At 60.5% G+C, this 20780-nt stretch carries 18 protein-coding genes and 4 tRNA genes; 8 read left to right on the top strand and 14 right to left on the bottom strand.

The annotated features are described in order from the left end of the window. Positions 1 to 70: 70 nt before the first annotated feature. Together ACHPFG_RS10420 and ACHPFG_RS10415 are read right to left on the bottom strand one after the other, a co-directional pair. Positions 71 to 529 (bottom strand): YkvA family protein, encoded by a 459-nt coding sequence (locus ACHPFG_RS10420; protein ID WP_431702307.1) that lies wholly within the window; start codon positions 527 to 529, stop codon positions 71 to 73. Between the two features lie 312 nt (positions 530 to 841). Beyond that, positions 842 to 1573: an FKBP-type peptidyl-prolyl cis-trans isomerase gene (locus ACHPFG_RS10415; RefSeq protein WP_431702306.1), complete on the bottom strand. Its 732-nt coding sequence runs from the start codon at positions 1571 to 1573 to the stop codon at positions 842 to 844. A 258-nt stretch (positions 1574 to 1831) separates the two neighbouring features. Between ACHPFG_RS10415 and ACHPFG_RS10410 the strand changes: the two genes are divergently transcribed. Together ACHPFG_RS10410 and ACHPFG_RS10405 are read left to right on the top strand one after the other, a co-directional pair. Further along, positions 1832 to 3640, top strand: a complete 1809-nt coding sequence (locus ACHPFG_RS10410; protein WP_431702305.1) for a di-heme-cytochrome C peroxidase — start codon at positions 1832 to 1834, stop codon at positions 3638 to 3640. Next, on the top strand, positions 3637 to 4803 hold the full coding sequence (locus ACHPFG_RS10405) for a catalase family protein (protein ID WP_431702304.1): 1167 nt from the start codon (positions 3637 to 3639) through the stop codon (positions 4801 to 4803). The genes ACHPFG_RS10410 and ACHPFG_RS10405 overlap by 4 nt, the downstream gene beginning before the upstream one ends. A 338-nt stretch (positions 4804 to 5141) precedes the next feature. On the opposite strand, the gene ACHPFG_RS10400 is transcribed toward ACHPFG_RS10405, so the two are convergent. The 4 genes from ACHPFG_RS10400 to ACHPFG_RS10385 form a co-directional block, all read right to left on the bottom strand. Beyond that, a tRNA-Asp gene (locus ACHPFG_RS10400) sits at positions 5142 to 5218 on the bottom strand. A 19-nt stretch (positions 5219 to 5237) separates the two neighbouring features. Next, positions 5238 to 5313: transfer RNA gene (locus ACHPFG_RS10395), tRNA-Val, on the bottom strand. 175 nt (positions 5314 to 5488) lie between these two features. Next, a tRNA-Asp gene (locus ACHPFG_RS10390) sits at positions 5489 to 5565 on the bottom strand. A 19-nt stretch (positions 5566 to 5584) separates the two neighbouring features. Then, positions 5585 to 5660, bottom strand: a tRNA-Val gene (locus tag ACHPFG_RS10385). 159 nt (positions 5661 to 5819) lie between these two features. Between ACHPFG_RS10385 and rdgC the strand changes: the two genes are divergently transcribed. The 3 genes from rdgC to sugE all read left to right on the top strand — a co-directional run bounded on the left by rdgC (position 5820) and on the right by sugE (position 8217). Then, complete coding sequence (rdgC, locus tag ACHPFG_RS10380) at positions 5820 to 6740, top strand: recombination-associated protein RdgC (RefSeq protein WP_027607105.1); 921 nt, start codon at positions 5820 to 5822, stop codon at positions 6738 to 6740. A 90-nt stretch (positions 6741 to 6830) separates the two neighbouring features. Then, positions 6831 to 7796: a bile acid:sodium symporter family protein gene (locus ACHPFG_RS10375; RefSeq protein ID WP_431702303.1), complete on the top strand. Its 966-nt coding sequence runs from the start codon at positions 6831 to 6833 to the stop codon at positions 7794 to 7796. Between the two features lie 106 nt (positions 7797 to 7902). Next, entirely contained in the window at positions 7903 to 8217 is a 315-nt protein-coding gene (gene sugE / locus ACHPFG_RS10370) for a quaternary ammonium compound efflux SMR transporter SugE (protein ID WP_131699167.1), read from the top strand. A 103-nt stretch (positions 8218 to 8320) separates the two neighbouring features. On the opposite strand, the gene ACHPFG_RS10365 is transcribed toward sugE, so the two are convergent. The 3 genes from ACHPFG_RS10365 to ACHPFG_RS10355 all read right to left on the bottom strand — a co-directional run bounded on the left by ACHPFG_RS10365 (position 8321) and on the right by ACHPFG_RS10355 (position 12689). Next, complete coding sequence (locus ACHPFG_RS10365) at positions 8321 to 10195, bottom strand: MFS transporter (RefSeq protein ID WP_431702302.1); 1875 nt, start codon at positions 10193 to 10195, stop codon at positions 8321 to 8323. Positions 10196 to 10252: 57 nt separating this feature from the next. Then, positions 10253 to 11401, bottom strand: a complete 1149-nt coding sequence (locus tag ACHPFG_RS10360; protein ID WP_431702301.1) for a TDT family transporter — start codon at positions 11399 to 11401, stop codon at positions 10253 to 10255. A gap of 88 nt (positions 11402 to 11489) precedes the next feature. Beyond that, positions 11490 to 12689, bottom strand: a complete 1200-nt coding sequence (locus tag ACHPFG_RS10355; protein ID WP_431702300.1) for an MFS transporter — start codon at positions 12687 to 12689, stop codon at positions 11490 to 11492. Positions 12690 to 12779: 90 nt separating this feature from the next. Between ACHPFG_RS10355 and ACHPFG_RS10350 the strand changes: the two genes are divergently transcribed. Beyond that, positions 12780 to 13319, top strand: coding sequence for a TetR/AcrR family transcriptional regulator (locus ACHPFG_RS10350; protein ID WP_431702299.1), 540 nt, complete (start codon positions 12780 to 12782; stop codon positions 13317 to 13319). A 126-nt stretch (positions 13320 to 13445) separates the two neighbouring features. Here ACHPFG_RS10350 and ACHPFG_RS10345 read toward each other — a convergent pair whose 3' ends face one another. The 4 genes from ACHPFG_RS10345 to ACHPFG_RS10330 form a co-directional block, all read right to left on the bottom strand. Beyond that, positions 13446 to 14225: an ABC transporter permease gene (locus ACHPFG_RS10345; protein ID WP_012723134.1), complete on the bottom strand. Its 780-nt coding sequence runs from the start codon at positions 14223 to 14225 to the stop codon at positions 13446 to 13448. Continuing rightward, a complete protein-coding gene (locus ACHPFG_RS10340; protein WP_090399856.1) occupies positions 14222 to 15154 on the bottom strand; it encodes an ABC transporter ATP-binding protein in 933 nt (310 codons plus the stop codon). The genes ACHPFG_RS10345 and ACHPFG_RS10340 overlap by 4 nt, the downstream gene beginning before the upstream one ends. 134 nt (positions 15155 to 15288) lie before the next feature. Then, complete coding sequence (locus ACHPFG_RS10335; protein WP_431702298.1) at positions 15289 to 15906, bottom strand: glutathione S-transferase family protein; 618 nt, start codon at positions 15904 to 15906, stop codon at positions 15289 to 15291. Between the two features lie 56 nt (positions 15907 to 15962). After that, positions 15963 to 16622 carry a transglutaminase-like domain-containing protein gene (locus ACHPFG_RS10330; protein WP_431702297.1) on the bottom strand — a complete coding sequence of 220 codons (660 nt, stop codon included), beginning with the start codon at positions 16620 to 16622 and terminating at the stop codon, positions 15963 to 15965. A 191-nt stretch (positions 16623 to 16813) separates the two neighbouring features. Here ACHPFG_RS10330 and ACHPFG_RS10325 point away from each other — a divergent pair, with 191 nt between their 5' ends. Both ACHPFG_RS10325 and ACHPFG_RS10320 read left to right on the top strand, forming a co-directional pair. Continuing rightward, on the top strand, positions 16814 to 19261 hold the full coding sequence (locus ACHPFG_RS10325) for an acyl-CoA dehydrogenase (RefSeq protein ID WP_431702296.1): 2448 nt from the start codon (positions 16814 to 16816) through the stop codon (positions 19259 to 19261). Positions 19262 to 19336: 75 nt separating this feature from the next. Beyond that, positions 19337 to 19744, top strand: coding sequence for a PA2817 family protein (locus ACHPFG_RS10320; protein WP_053128652.1), 408 nt, complete (start codon positions 19337 to 19339; stop codon positions 19742 to 19744). Between the two features lie 69 nt (positions 19745 to 19813). Here ACHPFG_RS10320 and ACHPFG_RS10315 read toward each other — a convergent pair whose 3' ends face one another. Beyond that, the gene (locus ACHPFG_RS10315; protein WP_431702295.1) at positions 19814 to 20746 is read right to left on the bottom strand and encodes a LysR substrate-binding domain-containing protein; all 933 of its coding nucleotides are present in this window, start codon (positions 20744 to 20746) and stop codon (positions 19814 to 19816) included. Positions 20747 to 20780 lie beyond the last annotated feature (34 nt).

Raw genomic sequence — 20780 nt, 5'->3', positions numbered from 1 at the left:
CTTACTGAGTAAGCTCTTTCCTTAGGAGTGTAATCCTAACAGCCACAAAGGTCGCAGGGGGATAGCCACGTCATCCGTTTTTTTGCGGGTTTTCCTTGGCCAGCAAGGCAGGCGTGGCAGGCAGGCGCTCGACCACCGCGAGTTTTTCCGGACGCTGCGCGTCACGCCAGGTGCGGAAAGCGCTCAGCTCACCGTTCAGGGTCTTCATGACCCACGCCAGTACAGCGATGTCGTCGAGCATGCCGAACATCGGGATAAAGTCCGGGATTGCGTCAATCGGGCTAAGAAAGTACATCAGCCCCGCCACCACAGAGATCAGCGCCTTGGGACTGATGGACCGATACTCGCCCCGCCAGTAAGCCAGGCACAGGGATTGAAGCAACTTGAGATCATCCTTGAGGGCGCCCAGACGGTTGCCTTGGCTCGAGCCCTTAGCGGCGACGGCGAACAGCAAGGTCGGCAACCGCCCACGACCCAGCAAGCGTGCAGCCATAGGCAGGAAACGGGTGAAATTGAAGGGTGGTTTCATCTGTCACTCCAGTTCCATCAAACAGAAAGGTTATCCACACAAATTGTGGATAACCTTGTGAACAGAGCCTGTTTTACCGGCTGAAAGCCACGGTCTACAAGGCTTTCAGTCAGATCGGGCGTTTTTTGCGCACATCAAAAAAACCCAAGAATTCATTGACTTGGCGCAGATGTGCCGGTACCCGTACTCGAGTCTTATATCAGACTGTTACAGCGTTCGAGCGTTCGATCGGATGTACACAGGTGCTGATTTTGAAAGCCCCGGAAACAACAACGCCCCGTCGAGACGGGGCGTTGTGTGTTCAGGCGCCGATTACTTCTTGGCGGCCGGTGCAGCAGGGGCTTCAGCCTTGGCTGGGTCCTTGATGCCCAGCAGTTCCAGATCGAATACCAGCACGGAGTTGGCTGGAATCGCCGGGCTCGGGCTCTGGGCGCCGTAAGCCAGGTCGGACGGGATGTACAACTCGACCTTCTCGCCTACGTGCATCAGTTGCAGGCCTTCGACCCAACCAGGAATCACGCCGCTGACCGGCAGGTCAATCGGGCTGCCGCGATCCACGGAGCTGTCAAAGGTGGTGCCGTTGGTGAGCTTGCCGGTGTAGTGAACAGTCACCACGTCAGTCGGCTTAGGCTGTGGGCCGTCGGCTTTCTTGGTGATCTTGTACTGCAGGCCGGAAGCGGTGGTGACTACACCGTCTTTCTTGGCGTTGTCTTCGAGGAATTTCTTGCCGGCGGTTGCCGACTCTTCGCTCATTTTGGTCATGCGTTCTTCAGCACGCTTCTGCAGTGCGGCAAACGCTTCAACCAGTTCGTCGTCTTTGAGCTTCTGCTCTTTCTTGCCGACGGCATCTTCGATGCCCTGGGCTACCGCTTTGGAGTCCAGGTCATCCATGCCTTCCTGAGCAAGGCTTTTGCCCATGTTCAGGCCGATGCCGTAGGAAGCTTTCTGCGCCGGGGTTTTCAGCTCTACGCTGGTCTGCGAATCACAACCCGCAAGTACCAGGCTAACCAGGGCCACCGCCGCCGCCAACCGATGCTGTTTCATGCTATTTCCTTGTTCATGCGCCAAAAGGGCATTCGAATAAAGTCGCGAGCTTATCAGGCGGCCACGACCAATGGCTACCGGCATGTGAGCAGGAAACTTCTGATAAGTTCACGTGTTTAAAAGCATTTTCATTCATGATGGGCCGCCGCGAAGGATCGTGGGACCACCTGTTACCAGGCTCATGGCCACTTGCCCCACCTGTGGCGTAGTGGCATAACAACGCGACCACTCGACAAGGCCGAGACAAGGATAGCCATCTTGCGCATTTTTTCCCGTGTTTTACTGCCGATACTCACCGTGCTGGGCCTGATCCTGGCCGTGGTGCTGTACTACACCGTCAACCCCAAGCTGCCCGACTACGTGCCGGTGGAGCAGGTGCGCTACCAGGACCAATGGAGTGCCGCCGACCGCCAGACCTATTACTTCACGCCCCAGGGCACCCAAGTAAAAGGCCTGCACTACAACTGGTTCACCGCCCTGGAGCTGCCATTCTCCCAGCGACGTTTTGCCACGCCGGAGTACCTGGCGCGCTTTGGTTTCCTGGTCGACCCCAAACAGGTACCCACCGCACAAAACCCCGGCAACCTGCCCGTGGGGTTCGCACGACATAAAAACGCCGACAGCAACGTCGAGTACCTGGATATCACCTGCGCCGCCTGCCATACCGGCGAGTTGCACTTCAAGGCCCAGGCCCTGCGCATCGACGGCGGCTCGGCCCAGCACGTACTGCCTTCCAGCGTACCGACCCTGCGTGGTGGCAGCTTCGGCCAGGCGCTGGTCGCCAGCCTTGCCGCTACCTATTACAACCCGTGGAAATTCGAGCGGTTTGCCCGCCAGGTGCTGGGGGATCGCTACGACGCCGAGCACAGCCAGCTGCGCGAGGACTTCAAGCAGTCGCTGAACAAATTCCTCAAGGTCGCCTGGAACGATACCCACCGCGGCCTCTACCCCACCGAAGAAGGCCCGGGCCGCACCGACGCCTTTGGCCGAATCGCCAATGCCAGCTTTGGCGATGCCATTTCGCCGGACAACTACCGCGTCGCCAATGCACCGGTGGACTACCCGCAGCTGTGGGACATCTGGACCTTCGACTGGGTGCAATGGAACGGCTCGGCCCAGCAACCCATGGCGCGTAATATCGGTGAAGCCCTCGGTGTAGGCGCGACGCTGACCTTTTTCGACGCCGCCGGCCAACCGCTTCAGGGCGATGCGCGCTACCCGTCGAGCGTCAGGGTGCGTGACCTCAACCTGATCGAAGAAACCCTGCAACGCCTCAAACCACCGAGCTGGCCCGAGGACTTGTTCGGCACCATCGACAAGCCCCTCGCCGCCCAGGGCCGCACGCTGTTCGCCGAAAACTGCGCCGGCTGCCATGTGCCGGCCGTCACCGAGGAAAATGGCCGCCCTGTGCAGCAGCTGAAAATGCTGCCGGTGGCGTACATCGGCACCGACCCCGGCACCGCCAGCAACATTGCCGACCAGCGTTATGACCTCAGCGCCCTGCAGTGGGACCCGGCGGAGCTGGCCAAGCTCAATGTCGAGTTGCACCCCACTCCCTCCGAGCCGCTGGACCTGAAAAAAATGTCCGTGGCCAAGGGCCTGGCCTACGTCACCGCCTTCGTCGAAGACCATGCCTACCGCGCCGCCGGCGTCACCCCGGCCGAGCGCCCGCGCCTGGACGGCTACGGCCTGCCCATTGGCGTGCGCGAGTTGCGTGCCTACAAGGCCCGCCCGCTGGCCGGTGTGTGGGCTACCCCGCCGTTCCTGCACAACGGCTCGGTGCCGACGATCTACCAGTTGCTGTCGCCACAGGACGAGCGCAGCACCACCTTCTATAAAGGCACCTTCAACTACGACCCGCGTCACCTCGGCTTTGAGACCGCGGCGTTCAAAAATGCCTTCCTGTTCGATACCAAACTCACCGGCAACCACAACAGCGGCCACGAATTCCGTGCTGGCCAACGTGGCAATGGCGTCATCGGCCGTGGCTTGCTGCCGCAGGAACGCTGGGCGCTGCTGGAATACCTCAAAGTGCTGGGCGGCCCGCTGGAGCAACAACTGCCATGATGATCCGATCTCGATACGACCAACCTTCTCTGCTTGCCCGCCTGTGGCTGCGCATCGGCGCGTTTCTCGGCAAGACCCTGCTGTGGCTGGTGGGCCTGGGCCTGCTTGGCTGGCTGGCGAGCACGGCGTGGTTTGCCTGGCAGCACAGCGGGCCGGTGTCGCCGGACGAGCAGATCCCTGCGGGTGAAGCGGCCATGACCCAGGGCATTATCCAGACGGCAGTGCGCATCGTTGACCAGCATCGCGAAGGCACGCGCTACCTGCGTGATGCCCATGCCAAGGCCCATGGTTGTGTGAAAGCCGAGGTCAGTGTGCTGCCCGATCTCGACCCGGCGTTGCGCCAGGGTGTGTTCGCCGAACCGGGTAAAACCTGGCAGGCGATGATGCGGCTGTCCAACGGCAACGCCTACCCACAGTTCGATAGCATCCGCGATGCCCGGGGCATGGCGCTCAAGCTGTTGGACGTGCCGGGCAAACAACTGCTGGCCGACCAGCAGACACGCACGGAACAGGACTTCGTGATGTTCAGCCACCCGAATTTCTTTGTCAGCGATGTGGCAGAGTACGCGCAGAACATCGGCGCCCAGGCGGATGGCAAGAAAGTCCTGGCGTTCTTCCCCAAGGCCGACCCGCGCAGTTGGCAGGTACGTCACCTGTTTATCGCCCTGGCAACCCTGGCACCCGCACCGGCGAGCCCGACGCAGACCACCTATTTTTCGGTATCGCCCTACAAGTTCGGCGCGGCCAATGCCAAGTTCCGCGTGGCGCCAGACCCGCAGAGCTGCCCGGAATACGCCTTGCCCAAACAGAACCAGGACCTGCCGAACTTCTTGCGCAGCGCCTTGAGCCAGCAGTTGTCCACCGACCGCGTGCCGGCGTGTTTCGTGTTGCAGATCCAGCGGCAGAACCCGCAGAAATTCATGCCGATCGAAGACACCAGCATCGAATGGAAGGAAAGCGATGCGCCCTACGAGAGCGTGGCCAAGGTGCGTATCCCGGCTCAAGACTTCGATACGCCGGAACAAAACCTGGCGTGCGACAACCAGTCGTTCAACCCGTGGTTTGGCGTAGCCGAGCATCGCCCCATCGGCGGTATCAATCGCTTGCGCAAGGCGGTGTACGAGGCCGTCAGCGATTACCGCCACAGCCGCAACTCCCCGTAAAGACTGCGTAACAATGGACCCGGCGTCGTAAGGATTGCGTCGGGTCTATTGAGACGCTTACGCCGTAACTCTACCGTGGACGCCTACTCCATCACGTAGGAAGCCCATCGTGGAAAGCTCAACCCTAGGCATGATCGTCCTGACCATAATCGCCGTGTTCGGCACTGCCTCTTTTTACTTCGAACACTTGGCCACGCGCCAGCCGCGTAAGGAAAAGGTCAGGTAGCGTCAGGGCGACGGCAAGGCGTACAAAGATCAAATCGCAGGCAAAAAAAAGCCCGCTCAATGAGCGGGCTTTCTGTGGTGACCTGGCGTTCAGTGTTCCAGGTTACCGAATATGGCGCAGCGGACGGGACTCGAACCCGCGACCCCCGGCGTGACAGGCCGGTATTCTAACCGACTGAACTACCGCTGCGCGTAACACTTGAAGCGAATGGTGGGTGATGACGGGATCGAACCGCCGACCCTCTGCTTGTAAGGCAGATGCTCTCCCAGCTGAGCTAATCACCCTTCGTTTCGGTGTGGGCGCATCATACACCAAAAAATCGTAATGTCTTGATTTAAATGCAATTTATTCAAAAAAATTCGCCGTACGATTTTTTGCCATATTCCGGACAGCAAAAAGCCCGCGATTAAGCGGGCTTTCTGTGGTGACCTGGCGTTCAGCGCTCCAGGTTACCGAATATGGCGCAGCGGACGGGACTCGAACCCGCGACCCCCGGCGTGACAGGCCGGTATTCTAACCGACTGAACTACCGCTGCGCGTAACACTTGAAGCGAATGGTGGGTGATGACGGGATCGAACCGCCGACCCTCTGCTTGTAAGGCAGATGCTCTCCCAGCTGAGCTAATCACCCTTCGTCTCGGTGTGGCGCGCATTCTACGGAGCGACCTTGGGTCTGGCAAGCACTTTCTTAAATCTTTTTTTTGAGGCCTTCCAATGGCTTAGGCAGGGTTGGCCTGAGGCGCTATCAAGAGAATAATGCCCCCCTTTGTATAAAGGAGAGACTCACCCCATGTGGTTCAAGAACCTGCTTATCTATCGCCTGACCCAAGATCTGCCTGTTGATGCCGAGGCGTTGGAAGCGGCCATGGCCACCAAACTGGCGCGCCCTTGTGCAAGCCAGGAGTTGACCACTTACGGTTTCGTCGCGCCTTTCGGTAAAGGCGAGGACGCTCCCCTGGTTCACGTCAGCGGTGACTTCCTGCTGATCGCCGCCCGCAAGGAAGAACGCATCCTGCCGGGTAGCGTGGTGCGTGACGCACTGAAAGAGAAAGTCGAAGAGATCGAAGCCGAGCAAATGCGCAAGGTCTATAAAAAGGAACGCGATCAGATCAAGGATGAAATCATCCAGGCCTTCCTGCCCCGCGCCTTTATTCGCCGCTCGTCGACCTTTGCCGCCATCGCGCCGAAACAGGGCCTGATCCTGGTGAACTCGGCCAGCCCGAAACGCGCCGAAGACCTGCTCTCCACCCTGCGTGAAGTGATCGGCACCCTGCCGGTTCGCCCACTCACCGTGAAAACCGCGCCAACCGCCATCATGACCGACTGGGTCACCACCCAGAAACCGGCCGATGACTTCTTCGTCCTCGACGAATGCGAACTGCGCGACACCCACGAAGACGGCGGCATTGTGCGTTGCAAGCGCCAGGATCTGACCGGCGAAGAAATCCAGTTGCACCTGACCACCGGCAAAGTCGTGACCCAATTGTCCCTGGCCTGGCAGGACAAGCTGTCCTTCATGCTCGACGACAAGATGACCGTCAAGCGCCTGAAGTTCGAAGACCTGCTGCAAGACCAGGCAGAACAGGACGGCGGTGAAGAGGCCCTGGGCCAACTGGACGCCAGCTTTACCCTGATGATGCTGACCTTCGGAGACTTCCTGCCAGCGTTGATCGAAGCCCTCGGCGGCGAAGAAACCCCACAGGGCATTTAAGCCATGTGAAGATCAAAATGTGGGAGGGCTTGCCCTCTCCCACTTTTGACTGCATTTGCACTTCCAGAATCTAACAACAAGGACGCCCCCATGCGCGCACTCGCCGCCTTGAGCCGCTTCGTCGGCAATACCTTCGCCTACTGGGTGTTGATCTTCGCCGTCGTGGCTTTCCTCGAACCCAGCTGGTTCATCGGCCTGAAAAGCGCCATCGTCCCGCTGCTGGGCCTGGTGATGTTCGGCATGGGGCTGACCCTCAAACTTGAAGACTTCGCCGAAGTCGCTCGCCACCCGTGGCGTGTAGCCCTGGGTGTAGTCGCGCATTTTGTGATCATGCCGGGGGTGGCCTGGCTGCTGTGCCAGGCCTTTCACCTGCCGCCGGAAATTGCCGTCGGCGTGATCCTGGTCGGTTGCTGCCCAAGCGGCACCTCCTCCAACGTGATGACCTGGCTGGCCCGTGGCGACCTGGCGCTGTCGGTGGCCATCGCCGCCGTCACCACCCTCCTCGCCCCGCTGCTCACCCCGGCACTGATCTGGCTGCTGGCATCGGCCTGGTTGCCGGTGTCGTTCATGGAGTTGTTCTGGTCGATACTGCAAGTGGTGCTGCTGCCGATCGTGCTCGGCGTGGTCGCGCAACGCCTGCTCGGCGAGCGGGTCCGCCACGCGGTGGACGTGCTGCCCCTGGTGTCGGTGATCAGCATCGTGATCATCGTCGCCGCAGTAGTGGCGGCCAGCCAGGCGAAAATCGCCGAATCGGGCCTGTTGATCATGGCCGTGGTGATGCTGCACAACAGCTTTGGCTACTTGCTGGGCTACTTCACCGGCCGTGTGTTCAAACTGCCATTGGCCCAACGCAAGTCGTTGGCGCTGGAAGTGGGCATGCAGAACTCAGGGCTGGGTGCCGCATTGGCCAGCGCGCACTTTTCACCGTTGGCGGCAGTGCCCAGTGCGTTGTTCAGTGTCTGGCACAATATTTCCGGGGCATTGCTGTCGACGTATTTCCGTCGCATGAGCGAGAAGGAAGACCGCCGCGTATTGGAGAACACGCCGCAAACTTGATCGCATGATCAATTTTCGGCACTCTACCGAGCTTCGCGGGGACGACCTCGCGACGCTGTCGAGGCGCACAATCCGGGGACGACCCCGCCTGAAAAGCGAGGTCATCATGTCCTGGATCATTCTGTTTTTTGCCGGCTTGTTCGAAGTCGGCTGGGCCGTCGGCTTGAAGTACACCGACGGTTTCAGCAAGCCACTGCCCACTGTCCTGACGATTGCCGCCATGGCCATCAGCCTCGGCCTGCTGGGGCTGGCCATGAAAGAACTGCCCCTGGGCACCGCCTATGCCATCTGGACCGGCGTGGGTGCCGTGGGCACCGTGATCGCCGGGATTGTCCTGTTCGGGGAGTCCATGGCGTTGTTTCGGTTGGCCAGTGTGGCGTTGATCATTTGCGGGCTTGTGGGGCTTAAGATCAGCGCTTAGGCCGCTACCGCCATCGGGGGACAAGCCCCCTCCCACATTTGACCGAGCTGTCTAGTATGGTAGGAAGCTTGCCCCCGATGAGGCCAGTACATCCAGCACAGAACTACCTGACACTCCCCCGCAAAACACCAACCACCGCCTGCAACTGCGCAGGCGTAGCCGCGTCCACAGCAACAGGCTCGCCCGCCACCAACACCACCCGCGACCAGATTCGATGAAGGAAGCCCTTGTTCGGATCGCGGCTGAAGAAACTCCCCCACAACCCCTGCAACGCCATCGGAATCACCGGCACCGGCGTCTCTTCCAGAATGCGCGTCACGCCACCGCGGAACTCGTTCATCTCGCCATCACTGGTCAGCTTGCCTTCCGGGAAGATGCACACCAACTCCCCGTCCTTCAGGTATTGGGCAATGCGCGTGAAGGCCTTTTCGTAGATCTGAATATCTTCGTTGCGCCCGGCAATCGGAATCGCCCCGGCGGTGCGGAAGATAAAGTTAAGCACCGGCAAGCGGTAGATCTTGTAGTACATGACAAAGCGAATCGGCCGACGCACCGCGCCACCAATCAACAGCGCATCGACGAACGACACGTGGTTGCACACCAGCAAGGCTGCGCCTTCGTCCGGAATCAGGTCGAGGTTGCGATGCTCCACGCGGTACATGGAGTGGCTCAGCAGCCAGATCATGAAGCGCATGGTGAACTCGGGGACGATCCGGAAGATGTAGGTGTTGACCGCAATATTGAGCAGCGACACCACCAGGAACAGCTCGGGGATCGACAACTTGGCCACGCTCAGCAGCAGGATCGACACAATCGCCGACACCACCATGAACAGCGCATTGAGAATGTTGTTGGCGGCGATCACCCGCGCCCGCTCGTTCTCGGCGGTACGCGACTGGATCAGCGCGTACAGCGGCACGATATAGAAACCGCCGAACACACCCAGGCCAAGGATATCGAACAACACCCACCAGGCTTGGCCATAGCTGAGCACCGCGAGCCAATCATTCGCTTGAACGTTCTGTGGAAAGCCGCCGGAATGCCACCACAGCAGCAGGCCGAACACCGTCAGGCCGAACGAGCCAAACGGCACCAGGCCGATTTCCACCTTACGCCCGGAGAGTTTTTCGCAGAGCATCGAGCCCAGGGCGATGCCCACCGAGAACACCGTGAGGATCAGCGTGACCACGGTTTCATCGCCGTACAACCACTCCTTGGCGTAGGCCGGGATCTGCGTCAGGTAGATCGCGCCGACAAACCAGAACCATGAGTTGCCGACAATCGAGCGCGACACCGCCGGCGTCTGCCCCAGGCCCATGCGCAGCGTGGCCCACGACTGGGTGAAGATATTCCAATCCAGGCGCAGTTGCGGCGTCGATGCCGCCGCCCGTGGAATACTGCGGCTGGCCAGGTAACCCAGCACGGCCACGCCGACAATCGCCACCGCCACGATCGGTGCGTAATGGGTGGACGACATCATGATCCCGGCGCCAATGGTGCCGGCCAGAATGGCCAGAAACGTCCCCATTTCCACCAGGCCGTTGCCACCCACCAACTCATCGTCGCGCAGCGCCTGGGGCATGATTGAATACTTCACCGGGCCGAACAGCGCCGAGTGGGTACCCATGGCAAACAACGCCAGCAGCATCAATTCCAAATGGTTGAACAGGAAGCCTGTGGCACCGACGGCCATGATCACGATCTCGCCGATCTTGATCGCGCGGATCAACGCATCCTTGTTGAATTTCTCGCCAAACTGCCCGGCCAGCGCCGAGAACAGGAAGAACGGCAGGATAAACAGCAAGGCGCAAAGGTTGACCCAAATGGCGCGGTCACCGTCGATGGTGAGCTTGTAGAGAATCGCCAGGATCAGCGATTGCTTGAAGATGTTGTCGTTGAAAGCGCCCAGCAACTGGGTGATGAAAAACGGCAGGAAGCGCCGTGTGCGCAGCAAGGTGAATTGTGAGGGGTGGCTCATCGTCCGTGTTCCTGCGTGGCCTAATAGTTATCAGGCCACGACTTTACCTAACTCCGCTTACTTATTCCCTAGTCCTGCAATGCACGGCGAAACAAAAAGCTCACCTTTATAGGCGCCCTGCACAGTGCGCTTGGCCACGATCAGCCACATCAGCGCCAACGCCGCCACCAGCACGCTACCGAATGCGCTGAAGAAGCCCAGATGCAGCAGGCTCGCCAGCTTCAGCGTGGCCAGGGCGTAAACGCCCAACGGGAAGGTAAAGCCCCACCAACCCAGGTTGAACGGAATACCGCCGCGCAGGTAACGCAGGGTGATCAATACCGCGATCAGCATCCACCACAAGCCGAAGCCCCACAGGGTGATACCTGCAACCAGGCCGAGACCATTGGCCATTTCACCCACGCCAGGCAAACCATTGGCGGCAAAGATCGCTGGCGCATCGCCGCCCAGCAACAACATGCCCAGGGCACCGGTACCGATCGGACCCAGCGCCAGCCAGCTCGACGCGGCCATATTGGCATGGGGCAGTTTGTGCAGGGCCATGCGCAACATCAGGATGGTCAGGATGCTGAACGCCACCGGCAGCGAAAACGCCCACAGCACGTAGCTGGTCACCAGCATCACCAGTTGCGAGTGAGCGTCCGCAAGATGCGGCGCGAGCAAGCCACCGCTGGCTGCCGCAACTTCTGCTGCAACCACCGGCAGCAGCCACACGGCAGTCATCTGGTCGATGCTGTGTTCCTGGCGGGTGAACATCATGAAGGGGATGAGCACACCGCAGGCCAGGGCCATCGCCACATCCAGCCACCACAGGGCTGCGGCCAGCGGGATCACATCGCCACCCCAACGCGGCAGGCCAAACAGCAGCAAGCCGTTGAGAATGGTCGCCAGGCCCATGGGAATGGTGCCGAAGAACATCGAGACCGTGGAGTGCCCGAAGATCCGCCGCGCCTCGTGGAAAAACATCAACCAACGCGCGGCATACAAAGCACTGAACAGGATGAACAGGCCGATGGTGAACCACCACAGCCCTTCGGCAATGGCCTGCACACCTGGCAGGTTGACCGGCCATTGCGCCAGGGCCAACGCCAGTACGCCGGTGCCCATGGTCGCGGCGAACCAGTTGGGGGTGAATTGACGAATCACTTCCCGAGGGCGGGTCAGGTGACTGAAGGGCTTGTAGCTGATGGTCGTCGAGCAGGTCATGATGGCAATCCTCTTCCTCGCATGAGGTTGAGGCCATGGTAGAACCTGATCGAATATCTATATAACGGGTAATATCTCTAACTGTTATCTACTTTGTAGATATGCAGGCCGCCTTGGACTTTGCCGAATCCTGCAGCAGCAAAGCGACCAACGCCCCGAGGGCCAGCAGAATGAGGACTGCGCCGTAACCGTCGGTGGTGGCTATCAGGCCAAAGCTGCGAATCAGGTTGCCCGCCAGCAGCGAAGGCAAGCAAAACGCCAAATAACTCAGCACATAGAATGCCGACATCAAGCCGGCCCGTTCATGGGGCAAGGCCAGTGGCACCACACTGCGCAATGCGCCGAGAAAGCCGGCGCCGAAGCCGCTGCCGGCGATCAACGTGGCGATAAAAAACAGCGGCAGGCTGGCGCTGTGCACCGCCGTGAGGATCAGCGCCACCCCCACAGCCAACAGCGTCGCGCCCAGGCGCAGGACCTTGCTGGCCGGGCGATTGCGCAGGGTGAAGATCATCAGCGCCCCGCTCAACGTCAGCACCGCCACCAGGCCGCCGCCGATAAGGTTCGACGTAGAGCCCGTGGCCGCTCGCACCAGCGACGGCGCCAGGGACAAGTAAAAGCCCCCCATCGCCCATACCGCCACGTCCACCGGCAGCGACAACCACAACGCTCGACGCGCCTGGGGCGGCACATGCAGCGTTGGGCGCAGCGATGCCAGTGCACCGGGAATGCGATCAACGGTTTCCGGCAGGCGCCATACATACAGCGCCTGCACCAGCATCAGCGCCAGCAGCGTCCAGTAGATCAACTGCGTCGGCAGCGGCGCGAACTCCGCCAGCACACTGCTGCCCATTGCACCGCACGCCATGCCCAGCAGAGGCGCCACACTGTTGACCAGCGGGCCCTGCTGGCGGTCGGTGTCGAGCAATGCCGCGCCCAGCACCGCCGTGGCCATGCCGGTAGCGAACCCCTGCACGGTACGCGCAGCGATCAGCCAGGCCACGCTGCCTTCATTGATGAACAGCAGCATCGCCAGCATATTCAGGACCAACGCAGTAAAAATCACTGGCTTGCGTCCCAGGTGGTCCGACAGCGAGCCCACGGTCAACAACGCCGCCAACAGGCTCAAGGCGTACACGCCAAAGATCAACGTGAGCATGCCTGCCGAAAAATGCAGCCCCTCCTGATACAGGTGATACAACGGTGTCGGCGCACTGGAAGCCGCGAGAAACGTCAGCAACGTGACCGCGAGGAACACCAGGCTGGACCGATGAGAAATGAGGCTGGACATGGGCACGCTCCGCTAAAGCTAATATTTTGCTTTTGCGGAGTGTGCTACCCGCCAGCGCTTAAAGCAAATTCTTTGTGTTAAGGTCGCAGCATGGCGATAAAAGAAGGCCTCCGCCCGGGGGGCCGCAGTGCCCGGGTACAAGAATCGGTCCATTCGGCCGTGCGTGATTTGCTGGAAGCCCATGAGCGCTCCAGTGTCACGGTGCCGATGATTGCCGCGCGCGCAGGCGTCACGCCCTCGACCATCTACCGGCGCTGGGGCGACCTCTCGGTGCTGCTCGCGGATGTGGCCCTGGCGCGGATGCGCCCCGACAGCGAGCCCGCCAACACCGGCAGCTTGCGTGGCGACTTACGGGCGTGGGCCGAGCAATATCTGGATGAGATGAGTTCGGAGCCGGGCCGCAACATGATGCGCGATCTGCAATGCAGCGTGACGCCGGGCTACTGCGTGAGCATCTTGAGTGGGCAGTTTCAGGCGATTGTCGATCGTTATCCGGACCAGGCACCACCGAGCGTGGACCACTTGATCAATCTGCTCGCGGCGCCCACGGTGTTTCGTATTCTGTTCTCAACCGAGCCACTGCAAGTTGAAGAACTGCACGCGCTGATCGAGCTGGCACTGAAGGCCTGAAGACCTGACACAAAACCAAATGTGGGAGGGGGCTTGCTCCCGATTGCGGTATGTCAGTCAGCTTACCTGTAGCTGACACATCGCAATCGGGAGCAAGCCCCCTCCCACATTTTTCTACCGCGTTTATCAGGTACGCATCCCGCGCCCGCTCACCAGCAGCTTCGCGCAACCGATATACAACACCACCGTCGCCACCAGCATGAAGGTGATCGCCACGCTGATCTTGATATCCGACACGCCCAGGATGCCGTAGCGGAAGGCGTTGACCATGTGCAGCACCGGGTTGGCCAGCGACACGGTCTGCCAGAACGGCGGCAGCAAGGTGATGGAGTAGAACACCCCGCCCAGGTAGGTCAGCGGCGTCAGTACGAAGGTCGGGATGATCGAAATATCATCGAAGTTGCGTGCGAACACGGCGTTGATAAACCCCAACAGCGAGAAGATCGTCGCCGTCAGCACCACCACCAGAATGGTGACCCCGAGGTGATGCACCTGCAGGTGGGTGAAGAACAGCGACAGCAGCGTCACGATCACGCCCACCATCAAGCCGCGCAATACGCCACCCAAGGTGTAGCCGATCAGGATGGTGTGCGGCGACACCGGCGAGACCATCAGCTCTTCGATGGAGCGCTGGAACTTGCTGCCGAAGAAACTGGAGACCACGTTGCCGTAGGAGTTGGTGATCACTGACATCATGATCAGACCCGGCACGATGTACTCCATATAGGTGAAACCACCCATATCGCCGATCTGGCGGCCGATCAGGTTACCGAAGATCACGAAGTACAACACCATGGTGATCGCCGGCGGCAGCAGGGTCTGCGGCCAGATCCGGGTAAAGCGCTTCACTTCGCGGTAGACGATGGTCTGCAGCGCGACGAGGTTGGGTTGCAGCTCAGAACTCATACCGCCACCTTCGTCAGATTTTTCTCCACCAGGGACACGAACAACTCCTCAAGGCGATTGGTTTTATTACGCAGGCTCAGCACTTCGATGTTCTGGGTCGCCAACTGGGTGAACAACGCAGTGATGCCCATGGCTTTATCCACCTGGACCTCCAGAGTGTGGCTGTCCACCAGCCGGCTGGGGTAGCCAAGCAGTTGCGGCGCTACCGACAGGTTGTTCTTCAGGTCAAGCAGGAAGGTCTCCACATGCAACTGGCCCAGCAGGTTACGCATGCTGGTGTTCTCGACGATGGTGCCGTGGTCGATGATGCCGATATTGCGGCACAACTGCTCAGCCTCTTCCAGGTAGTGGGTGGTGAGGATGATGGTGATGCCCTTCTCGTTCAGCTCGGTGAGGAAGGTCCACATCGAGCGACGCAGTTCGATATCCACGCCGGCGGTGGGTTCATCGAGGATCAACAGGCGCGGTTCATGCACCAGTGCGCGGGCAATCATCAGGCGACGCTTCATGCCGCCGGACAGCGAGCGGGACGGCACGTCGCGCTTGTCCCACAGGCCCAGTTGAGTCAGGTACTGCTCGGCGCGTTCCTTGGCGATTTTCGCCGGGATGCCGTAGTAGCCAGCCTGGGTCACGACAATGTCGAAGGTCTTTTCGAACTGGTTGAAGTTGAATTCCTGGGGCACCACGCCGATGGAACGCTTGAGCGCCGCCGGGGATTTGTCCAGGTCGTGGCCGAAGATATTCACCGTGCCGCTGGTCTTATTGACCAAGGTGGAGAGGATACCGATGGTGGTGGATTTGCCGGCGCCGTTGGGGCCGAGCAAGGCGAAGAAGTCACCTTCGGCAACGTCCAGATCGATACCGCTCAGGGCCTGGAAACCGTTGCCGTAGGTTTTGGTTAGCTGCCGGATGGACAGAGCAGAACTCATATCGGAATACGCACCAAAGAAGGGAATAGAAAGAGTAGATGAGGGCGCAACGCACGTAGTTCAACGGCGGCGCATGACAAGCATGGTGCTTGCCCGCGCCGCACAAGTACAGTCACCTGTATTAATAGTCAGTATTAAGTCAACGCGGTCATGACCGCTTTGCGGTAGGCCGGGCGTTGTTGCAGGCGCTGGTACCAGGCCTCCAGATGGGGCATCGAAGGGCGTTCGATAGGCATCTCGAACCAGGCGTAGATAAAGCAGCCCAGGGGAATATCACCGATGCCGAAGGTGTCGCCCGACAGGTAAGGCTGGTGGGCCAATGCGCTGTCCACGGTGCTCAGTGCATCGATACAAGCCTGACGCCCGGCGTTGATGCTGTCCCAGTTCTGCTTTTCCGCCGGGGTGCGCACAACGCCCCAGAACACAGCCTTGAACGGTTCGGCAAGGGTCGAGGTGGTCCAGTCCATCCACTTTTCGGCACTGGCACGCACTTGCAGGTCGCTCGGGTAAAACGCCGACGCGTGCTTGGCGCAGAGGTAGCGCACGATGGTGTTGGACTCCCACAACACAAAGTCACCGTCCTCGATCATCGGCACCCGACCGTTCGGGTTCAATGCCCGGTATTGCGGCGTGTCGACCACACCAAAAGCCCCGCCCGCATCAATTGCCTCATAGTCCAGGCCGAGTTCCTCGGCGCACCACAGTGCTTTCCTGACGTTTGATGAATTTTTACGACCCCAGATTTTCAGCATGACCGCGCCTTTTTATTGATGAACATGGCTGGATGAACGCAGCAGCATACGCCGGTTCACGCGCGGCTTAAATCGCTCTGCAGGTCGCCCAACAGGGTCAGCATCTGTTCGGCAAACAGGTGGGGGTAACATTTCTCCAGGTGGGCGAAGAAGAAATCCTCGGGCACATCGGGGAACTGCCCGTGGTCCACCACGTATTCCATCGAGCGCTGCCCCTGACGGTTGAACGCGTGGAATACGCTGTCGTTAATCCCATCGAAGTCCAGCGGCGGTACGTCGAACATTTCGCACAACTGCTGGTTGAACGCCGGAGTGGCTTTGACCCAGCGGCCCCGCAGGTACAACTCCGTATATCCATGCATGGCGAACACATCACTCTTGAGCAACGCGACCAGGCGCGGCGTCGACAGGTGGTTGCGCACATCCGCCAGGCCGATGCGCGCCGGGATGCCGCAATGGCGGGCGCAGGCGGCGAGCAAGGTGGCCTTGGGCACGCAATAGCTTTCGCCGGCGGCCAGGGCAAAGCTGGCGCTCAGGGTGTCGGGGTCACGGCTGAAGGTGTAGGGGTTGTAGCGAATCGCCTCACGCACGGCGTAATAGAGACTGACCGCCTGGTCACATAAGTCCGCGCTGGGACCACGATGTTTTTCGGCGAACTCCACCACCTCAGGGTGGTCACTATCGATGAAGCGGCTGGGACTCAGGTACGTATCCATGAGCTTGATCTCCGAGGGAAGCCTGGAGTTTAACGACAGCTCTGCCATAGAGATAACGACGAATCGGCCAAATGTGGGCGCCTGATACCAGGTGTCCCCAGTACAACTTGTAACACCCTGATCACCTCGCTTGTTCGGATGCCGACTAAGCTCTCTGGTGGTTTCGCCCCTGGTTTCACGGAGGATTGAATATGCTGTTGTTGTGGATACTGGTTCTGGTGGTCGGCATTGCCTACCTGGCACATCGCCGCGTCGCCCCCCTGCCCGCCCTGGGCGTGGTCGCCGTTTACCTGCTGGCGATGGGTGCCTGGAGCCACGCACCGGGTTGGCTGCTGCTGATTTTCTGGGTGTTGATCGCTGTCGTGGCCGCGCCCCTGCTGTTGCCGGACCTGCGCCGCCAATACTTCACCAAGCCGCTGTTCAGTTGGTTCCAGAAAGTCTTGCCGCCGATGTCCGAGACCGAGCGCGACGCGATCGACGCCGGCACCGTGTGGTGGGACGGCGAACTCTTCAGCGGTCGCCCCGACTGGGACAAGTTGCTGGCCTATCCCAAGGTCCAACTGACCGAAGAAGAAGAGGCATTTATCGACGGCCCCACCGAAGAACTCTGCGCCATGGTCAGCGACTGGGAAATCGGCCAGGCCATGGACTTGCCGCCTGCCGCGTGGGAACACATCAAGACCCACGGTTTCTTCGCCCTGATCATTCCCAAGGAATATGGCGGCAAAGGCTTCTCCGCTTATGCCCACTCCCAGGTCGCGATGAAACTCGCCACCCGCAGCGGCGACCTGGCCTCCACCGTAATGGTGCCTAACTCCCTCGGCCCGGCCGAACTGCTGCTGCACTACGGCACCGACGAACAACGCAACCACTACCTGCCGCGCCTGGCGCGTGGCGATGACATTCCCTGCTTCGCCCTCACCGGCCCGCTGGCCGGCTCCGATGCCGGCGCCATGCCTGACACGGGCGTGATCTGCAAAGGCGAATGGGAAGGCAAGGAAACCCTCGGCCTGCGCCTGAACTGGGAAAAACGCTACATCACCCTCGGCCCGGTCGCGACCCTGCTGGGCCTGGCCTTCAAGGCCCACGACCCCGACCACCTGCTGGGTGAAGAAGAAGACCTGGGCATCAGCCTTGCGCTGATCCCTACCGACACCCCCGGCGTGGAAATCGGCCGTCGCCACCTGCCCCTCGGCGCCGCGTTCATGAACGGCCCCAACTCCGGCAAGGACGTGTTCATCCCCCTGGAGTACCTCATCGGCGGCCAGGAAATGCTCGGCAAAGGCTGGATGATGCTGATGAACTGCCTGTCGGTCGGCCGTTCGATCTCCCTGCCCGCCGTGGGCACCGGCGCGGCCAAGTTCACCAGCCTGGTGACCGGCCAATATGCCCAGGTGCGCGAGCAGTTCAACGTACCGCTGTCGGCTTTCGAAGGTATCCAGGAAGCCCTGGCCCGCATCGGCGGCAACGCCTGGCTGATGGACAGCGCGCGCATGCTCACCGCCAATGCCGTGGACCTCGGCGAAAAACCCTCGGTGCTGTCGGCGATCCTCAAGTACCACCTGACCGAACGCGGCCGCGAGTGCATCAGCCACGCCATGGACGTGCACGGCGGCAAGGGCATCATCATGGGCCCGAACAACTACCTGGGCCGCAGCTGGCAGGGCGCGCCGATCTTCATTACCGTGGAAGGCGCGAATATCCTCTCGCGCAACCTGATGATCTTCGGCCAGGGTGCCATCCGCTGCCATCCGTTCGTGCTCAAGGAAATGGCGCTGGCCGGTCGTGAAGACCACGATCAGGCGCTGAAGGAGTTCGACGGGCTGCTGATGCAACACATTGGCTTTGCCGTGAGCAATGCCGCCAGCACTCTGGTACTGAACCTCGGCGTGGGGCACTTCGAGAAAGCCCCGGGCAACCGTTTGAGCCAGGGTTATTTCCGCGCCTTGAACCGCCAGGCTGCCGCGTTCGCGCTGCTGGCGGACCTGAGCATGATGCTGCTGGGTGGCGAGTTGAAACGCCGCGAACGCCTCTCGGCACGCCTCGGTGACGTACTGAGCCATATGTACCTCGCATCGGCGGCACTCAAGCGTTACCACGACCTGGATTCGCCGGATCACCTGGAGCCGCTGTTCGCCTGGGCCATGGAAGAAAGCCTCGGCGAGTCCGAGCGTGCGCTGGATGAACTGCTGACCAACTTCCCGAATAAAGTGCTGGGCTGCCTGCTGCGGGTGATTGTGTTCCCGTTCGGGCGTCGCCATACCGGCCCGTCCGATGCGCTGGATGCGGAAGTAGCCGCAGTGATTGGCCGCGCCAAAGGCGACCCGACCCTGGAAGAATTGCTCGCGGGCTGCTACCGCCCGCAAGCGGAAGAAGATCCGGTGGGCGCGCTGCAACATGCCTACGACCTGCTGGGTGCCAGCCACCCGCTGCAGAAAAAACTGCACGCCGCGCTCAAAAGCGGCCAGGTCAAACCGACTGCCGGCGAACATGCCATCGACGCCGCGCTGCATGCCGGTGTGCTGCAACCTGCAGAAGCGCAAACCTTGCGTGACGCGGAAGCGGCACGGCGCAAGGTGATCGACGTGGATGATTTCAGCAAGGAAGAGTTGGTACACGCTGAAGGTAAAGTCCGCTGAGTCCGGCGGTCATATAAAAACGGGCGCGAGAGGCATATACTCTCGCGCCCGTTTTTGCTTTAGAGGACTTATCTCGTGTCCAACGTCGTTGCCGATCATCTCGTCTTGCTCGACCACCTGCGCAGCATCCTGGTTGCCGTCGGCGAAGCCGAACAGGTGCCCGAGGAAAGCCACACCCTGTTCCTGGAGCGCTTCGACGAACTGCGCGCCCTGCTGCCAATCGACCCGATCGAAAGCCAGTACCTGGGCCAGGACCTGATGAGCCAGGTCATCCTGCGCTACCCGCAGATCGCCCACCTCGTCCCACGCGACCTGCTGTGGTTCTTCGGCGGCGATTGCCTGCACTTCATGCCTGACGAAGAACTGGACCTGTACCAGGCCCTGGAAGAGCGTCGCTTTGAAGCCGAACAGAACGAAGAACCGTTCGACTGGAACCAGGAAAAGCAACTGCTGGCCATGCCGCAAGACCAAAGCAAACACTGATTGTTCAAGACACTGCACAACTGAATGCGGGAGGGAGCAGGCCCTCCTCCCACATTTTCGACGGCGCGCCTATCGACGGCGCAATGTCGGCTCCCTCGCCATGCACTCCACCAGATAATCGATAAACACCCGCAGCTTCGGCGGCAAGTAGCGCGTGGGCGAATGCAACAACCACGCCTCGCCATGGTAGGACGCAATAAAGTCCCACGCGGGCAACACCTGTACCAACCGCCCCTCCTCCAACGCATGCCGCGCGGTGAAATACGGCAAGCTGCCAATTCCCACGTGCTGTAACACCGCATCCAGCCGTACGCCGGTGTGATTCGCCGCATAACGTCCACGCACGCCGACCGTCACCGCCTTGCCGCCCTGGCGGAATTTCCAGCGCGAATCCCCCGGGGTTTCACCGAGATAGATGCAACTGTGCGCCAGCAAATCGTGGGGATGCTCCGGCGCACCATGCTCGGCTAGATACTGCGGCGTGGCACAGAGTAAATGCTCAATTGGCAATAACTGCCGCCCCACCAGGCCCGGCGGCGGGCTGTCGGTGATACGGATGCTGAGGTCGACATTGTCGTCGATCATGTCCACATGCCGGTCCTCAAGGATCAATTGCACATCCACCTTGGGATAACGCCGCAGAAACTCCGGCATATGCGGGTGCACCACAAACCGCCCCACCGCCTTCGGCACACTGACCCGCACCAGGCCTTCGGCCTCGTGGGTGAACTGGCCGCTGATTTCCATCACTGAGCGCGCCGCGCTGACCATCTCCTGGCAGCGCTTGAAAACCTCCTCACCGGCTTCACTCAGGCGCAATTTGCGTGTGGTGCGTTGCATCAAACGGGTAGCCAGGGCCTTTTCCAGGCGCGAGATGCTACGGCTCACCGCCGACGGCGAAACACTCAACTGCCGCGCCGCTCCGGAGAAGCTGCCGGTTTCTACTACCTTGACGAAAATCGCCATTTCACCCAGCAGCGGCAAAGGAAGATTGATGCTCATGACGCACAGGTCCATTGATATTTGAGCGGATTAT

This window comes from Pseudomonas sp. BR20, from assembly GCF_050780135.1.
GTDB lineage: Bacteria > Pseudomonadota > Gammaproteobacteria > Pseudomonadales > Pseudomonadaceae > Aquipseudomonas.
Note: the sequence above shows the minus strand (reverse complement) of the source record. Positions and strands in the feature narration are given on the sequence as shown.

Coding starts and splice junctions, on each gene's coding strand:
- ACHPFG_RS10330 (WP_431702297.1), bottom strand. CDS start 16,622: ATGGATACGTACCTGAGTCCCAGCCGCTTCATCGATAGTGACCACCCT.
- ACHPFG_RS10315 (WP_431702295.1), bottom strand. CDS start 20,746: ATGAGCATCAATCTTCCTTTGCCGCTGCTGGGTGAAATGGCGATTTTC.
- ACHPFG_RS10340 (WP_090399856.1), bottom strand. CDS start 15,154: ATGAGTTCTGCTCTGTCCATCCGGCAGCTAACCAAAACCTACGGCAAC.
- rdgC (WP_027607105.1), top strand. CDS start 5,820: ATGTGGTTCAAGAACCTGCTTATCTATCGCCTGACCCAAGATCTGCCT.
- ACHPFG_RS10405 (WP_431702304.1), top strand. CDS start 3,637: ATGATGATCCGATCTCGATACGACCAACCTTCTCTGCTTGCCCGCCTG.
- ACHPFG_RS10355 (WP_431702300.1), bottom strand. CDS start 12,689: ATGTCCAGCCTCATTTCTCATCGGTCCAGCCTGGTGTTCCTCGCGGTC.
- ACHPFG_RS10375 (WP_431702303.1), top strand. CDS start 6,831: ATGCGCGCACTCGCCGCCTTGAGCCGCTTCGTCGGCAATACCTTCGCC.
- ACHPFG_RS10415 (WP_431702306.1), bottom strand. CDS start 1,573: ATGAAACAGCATCGGTTGGCGGCGGCGGTGGCCCTGGTTAGCCTGGTA.
- ACHPFG_RS10365 (WP_431702302.1), bottom strand. CDS start 10,195: ATGAGCCACCCCTCACAATTCACCTTGCTGCGCACACGGCGCTTCCTG.
- ACHPFG_RS10350 (WP_431702299.1), top strand. CDS start 12,780: ATGGCGATAAAAGAAGGCCTCCGCCCGGGGGGCCGCAGTGCCCGGGTA.
- ACHPFG_RS10345 (WP_012723134.1), bottom strand. CDS start 14,225: ATGAGTTCTGAGCTGCAACCCAACCTCGTCGCGCTGCAGACCATCGTC.
- ACHPFG_RS10360 (WP_431702301.1), bottom strand. CDS start 11,401: ATGACCTGCTCGACGACCATCAGCTACAAGCCCTTCAGTCACCTGACC.
- ACHPFG_RS10335 (WP_431702298.1), bottom strand. CDS start 15,906: ATGCTGAAAATCTGGGGTCGTAAAAATTCATCAAACGTCAGGAAAGCA.
- ACHPFG_RS10325 (WP_431702296.1), top strand. CDS start 16,814: ATGCTGTTGTTGTGGATACTGGTTCTGGTGGTCGGCATTGCCTACCTG.
- sugE (WP_131699167.1), top strand. CDS start 7,903: ATGTCCTGGATCATTCTGTTTTTTGCCGGCTTGTTCGAAGTCGGCTGG.
- ACHPFG_RS10420 (WP_431702307.1), bottom strand. CDS start 529: ATGAAACCACCCTTCAATTTCACCCGTTTCCTGCCTATGGCTGCACGC.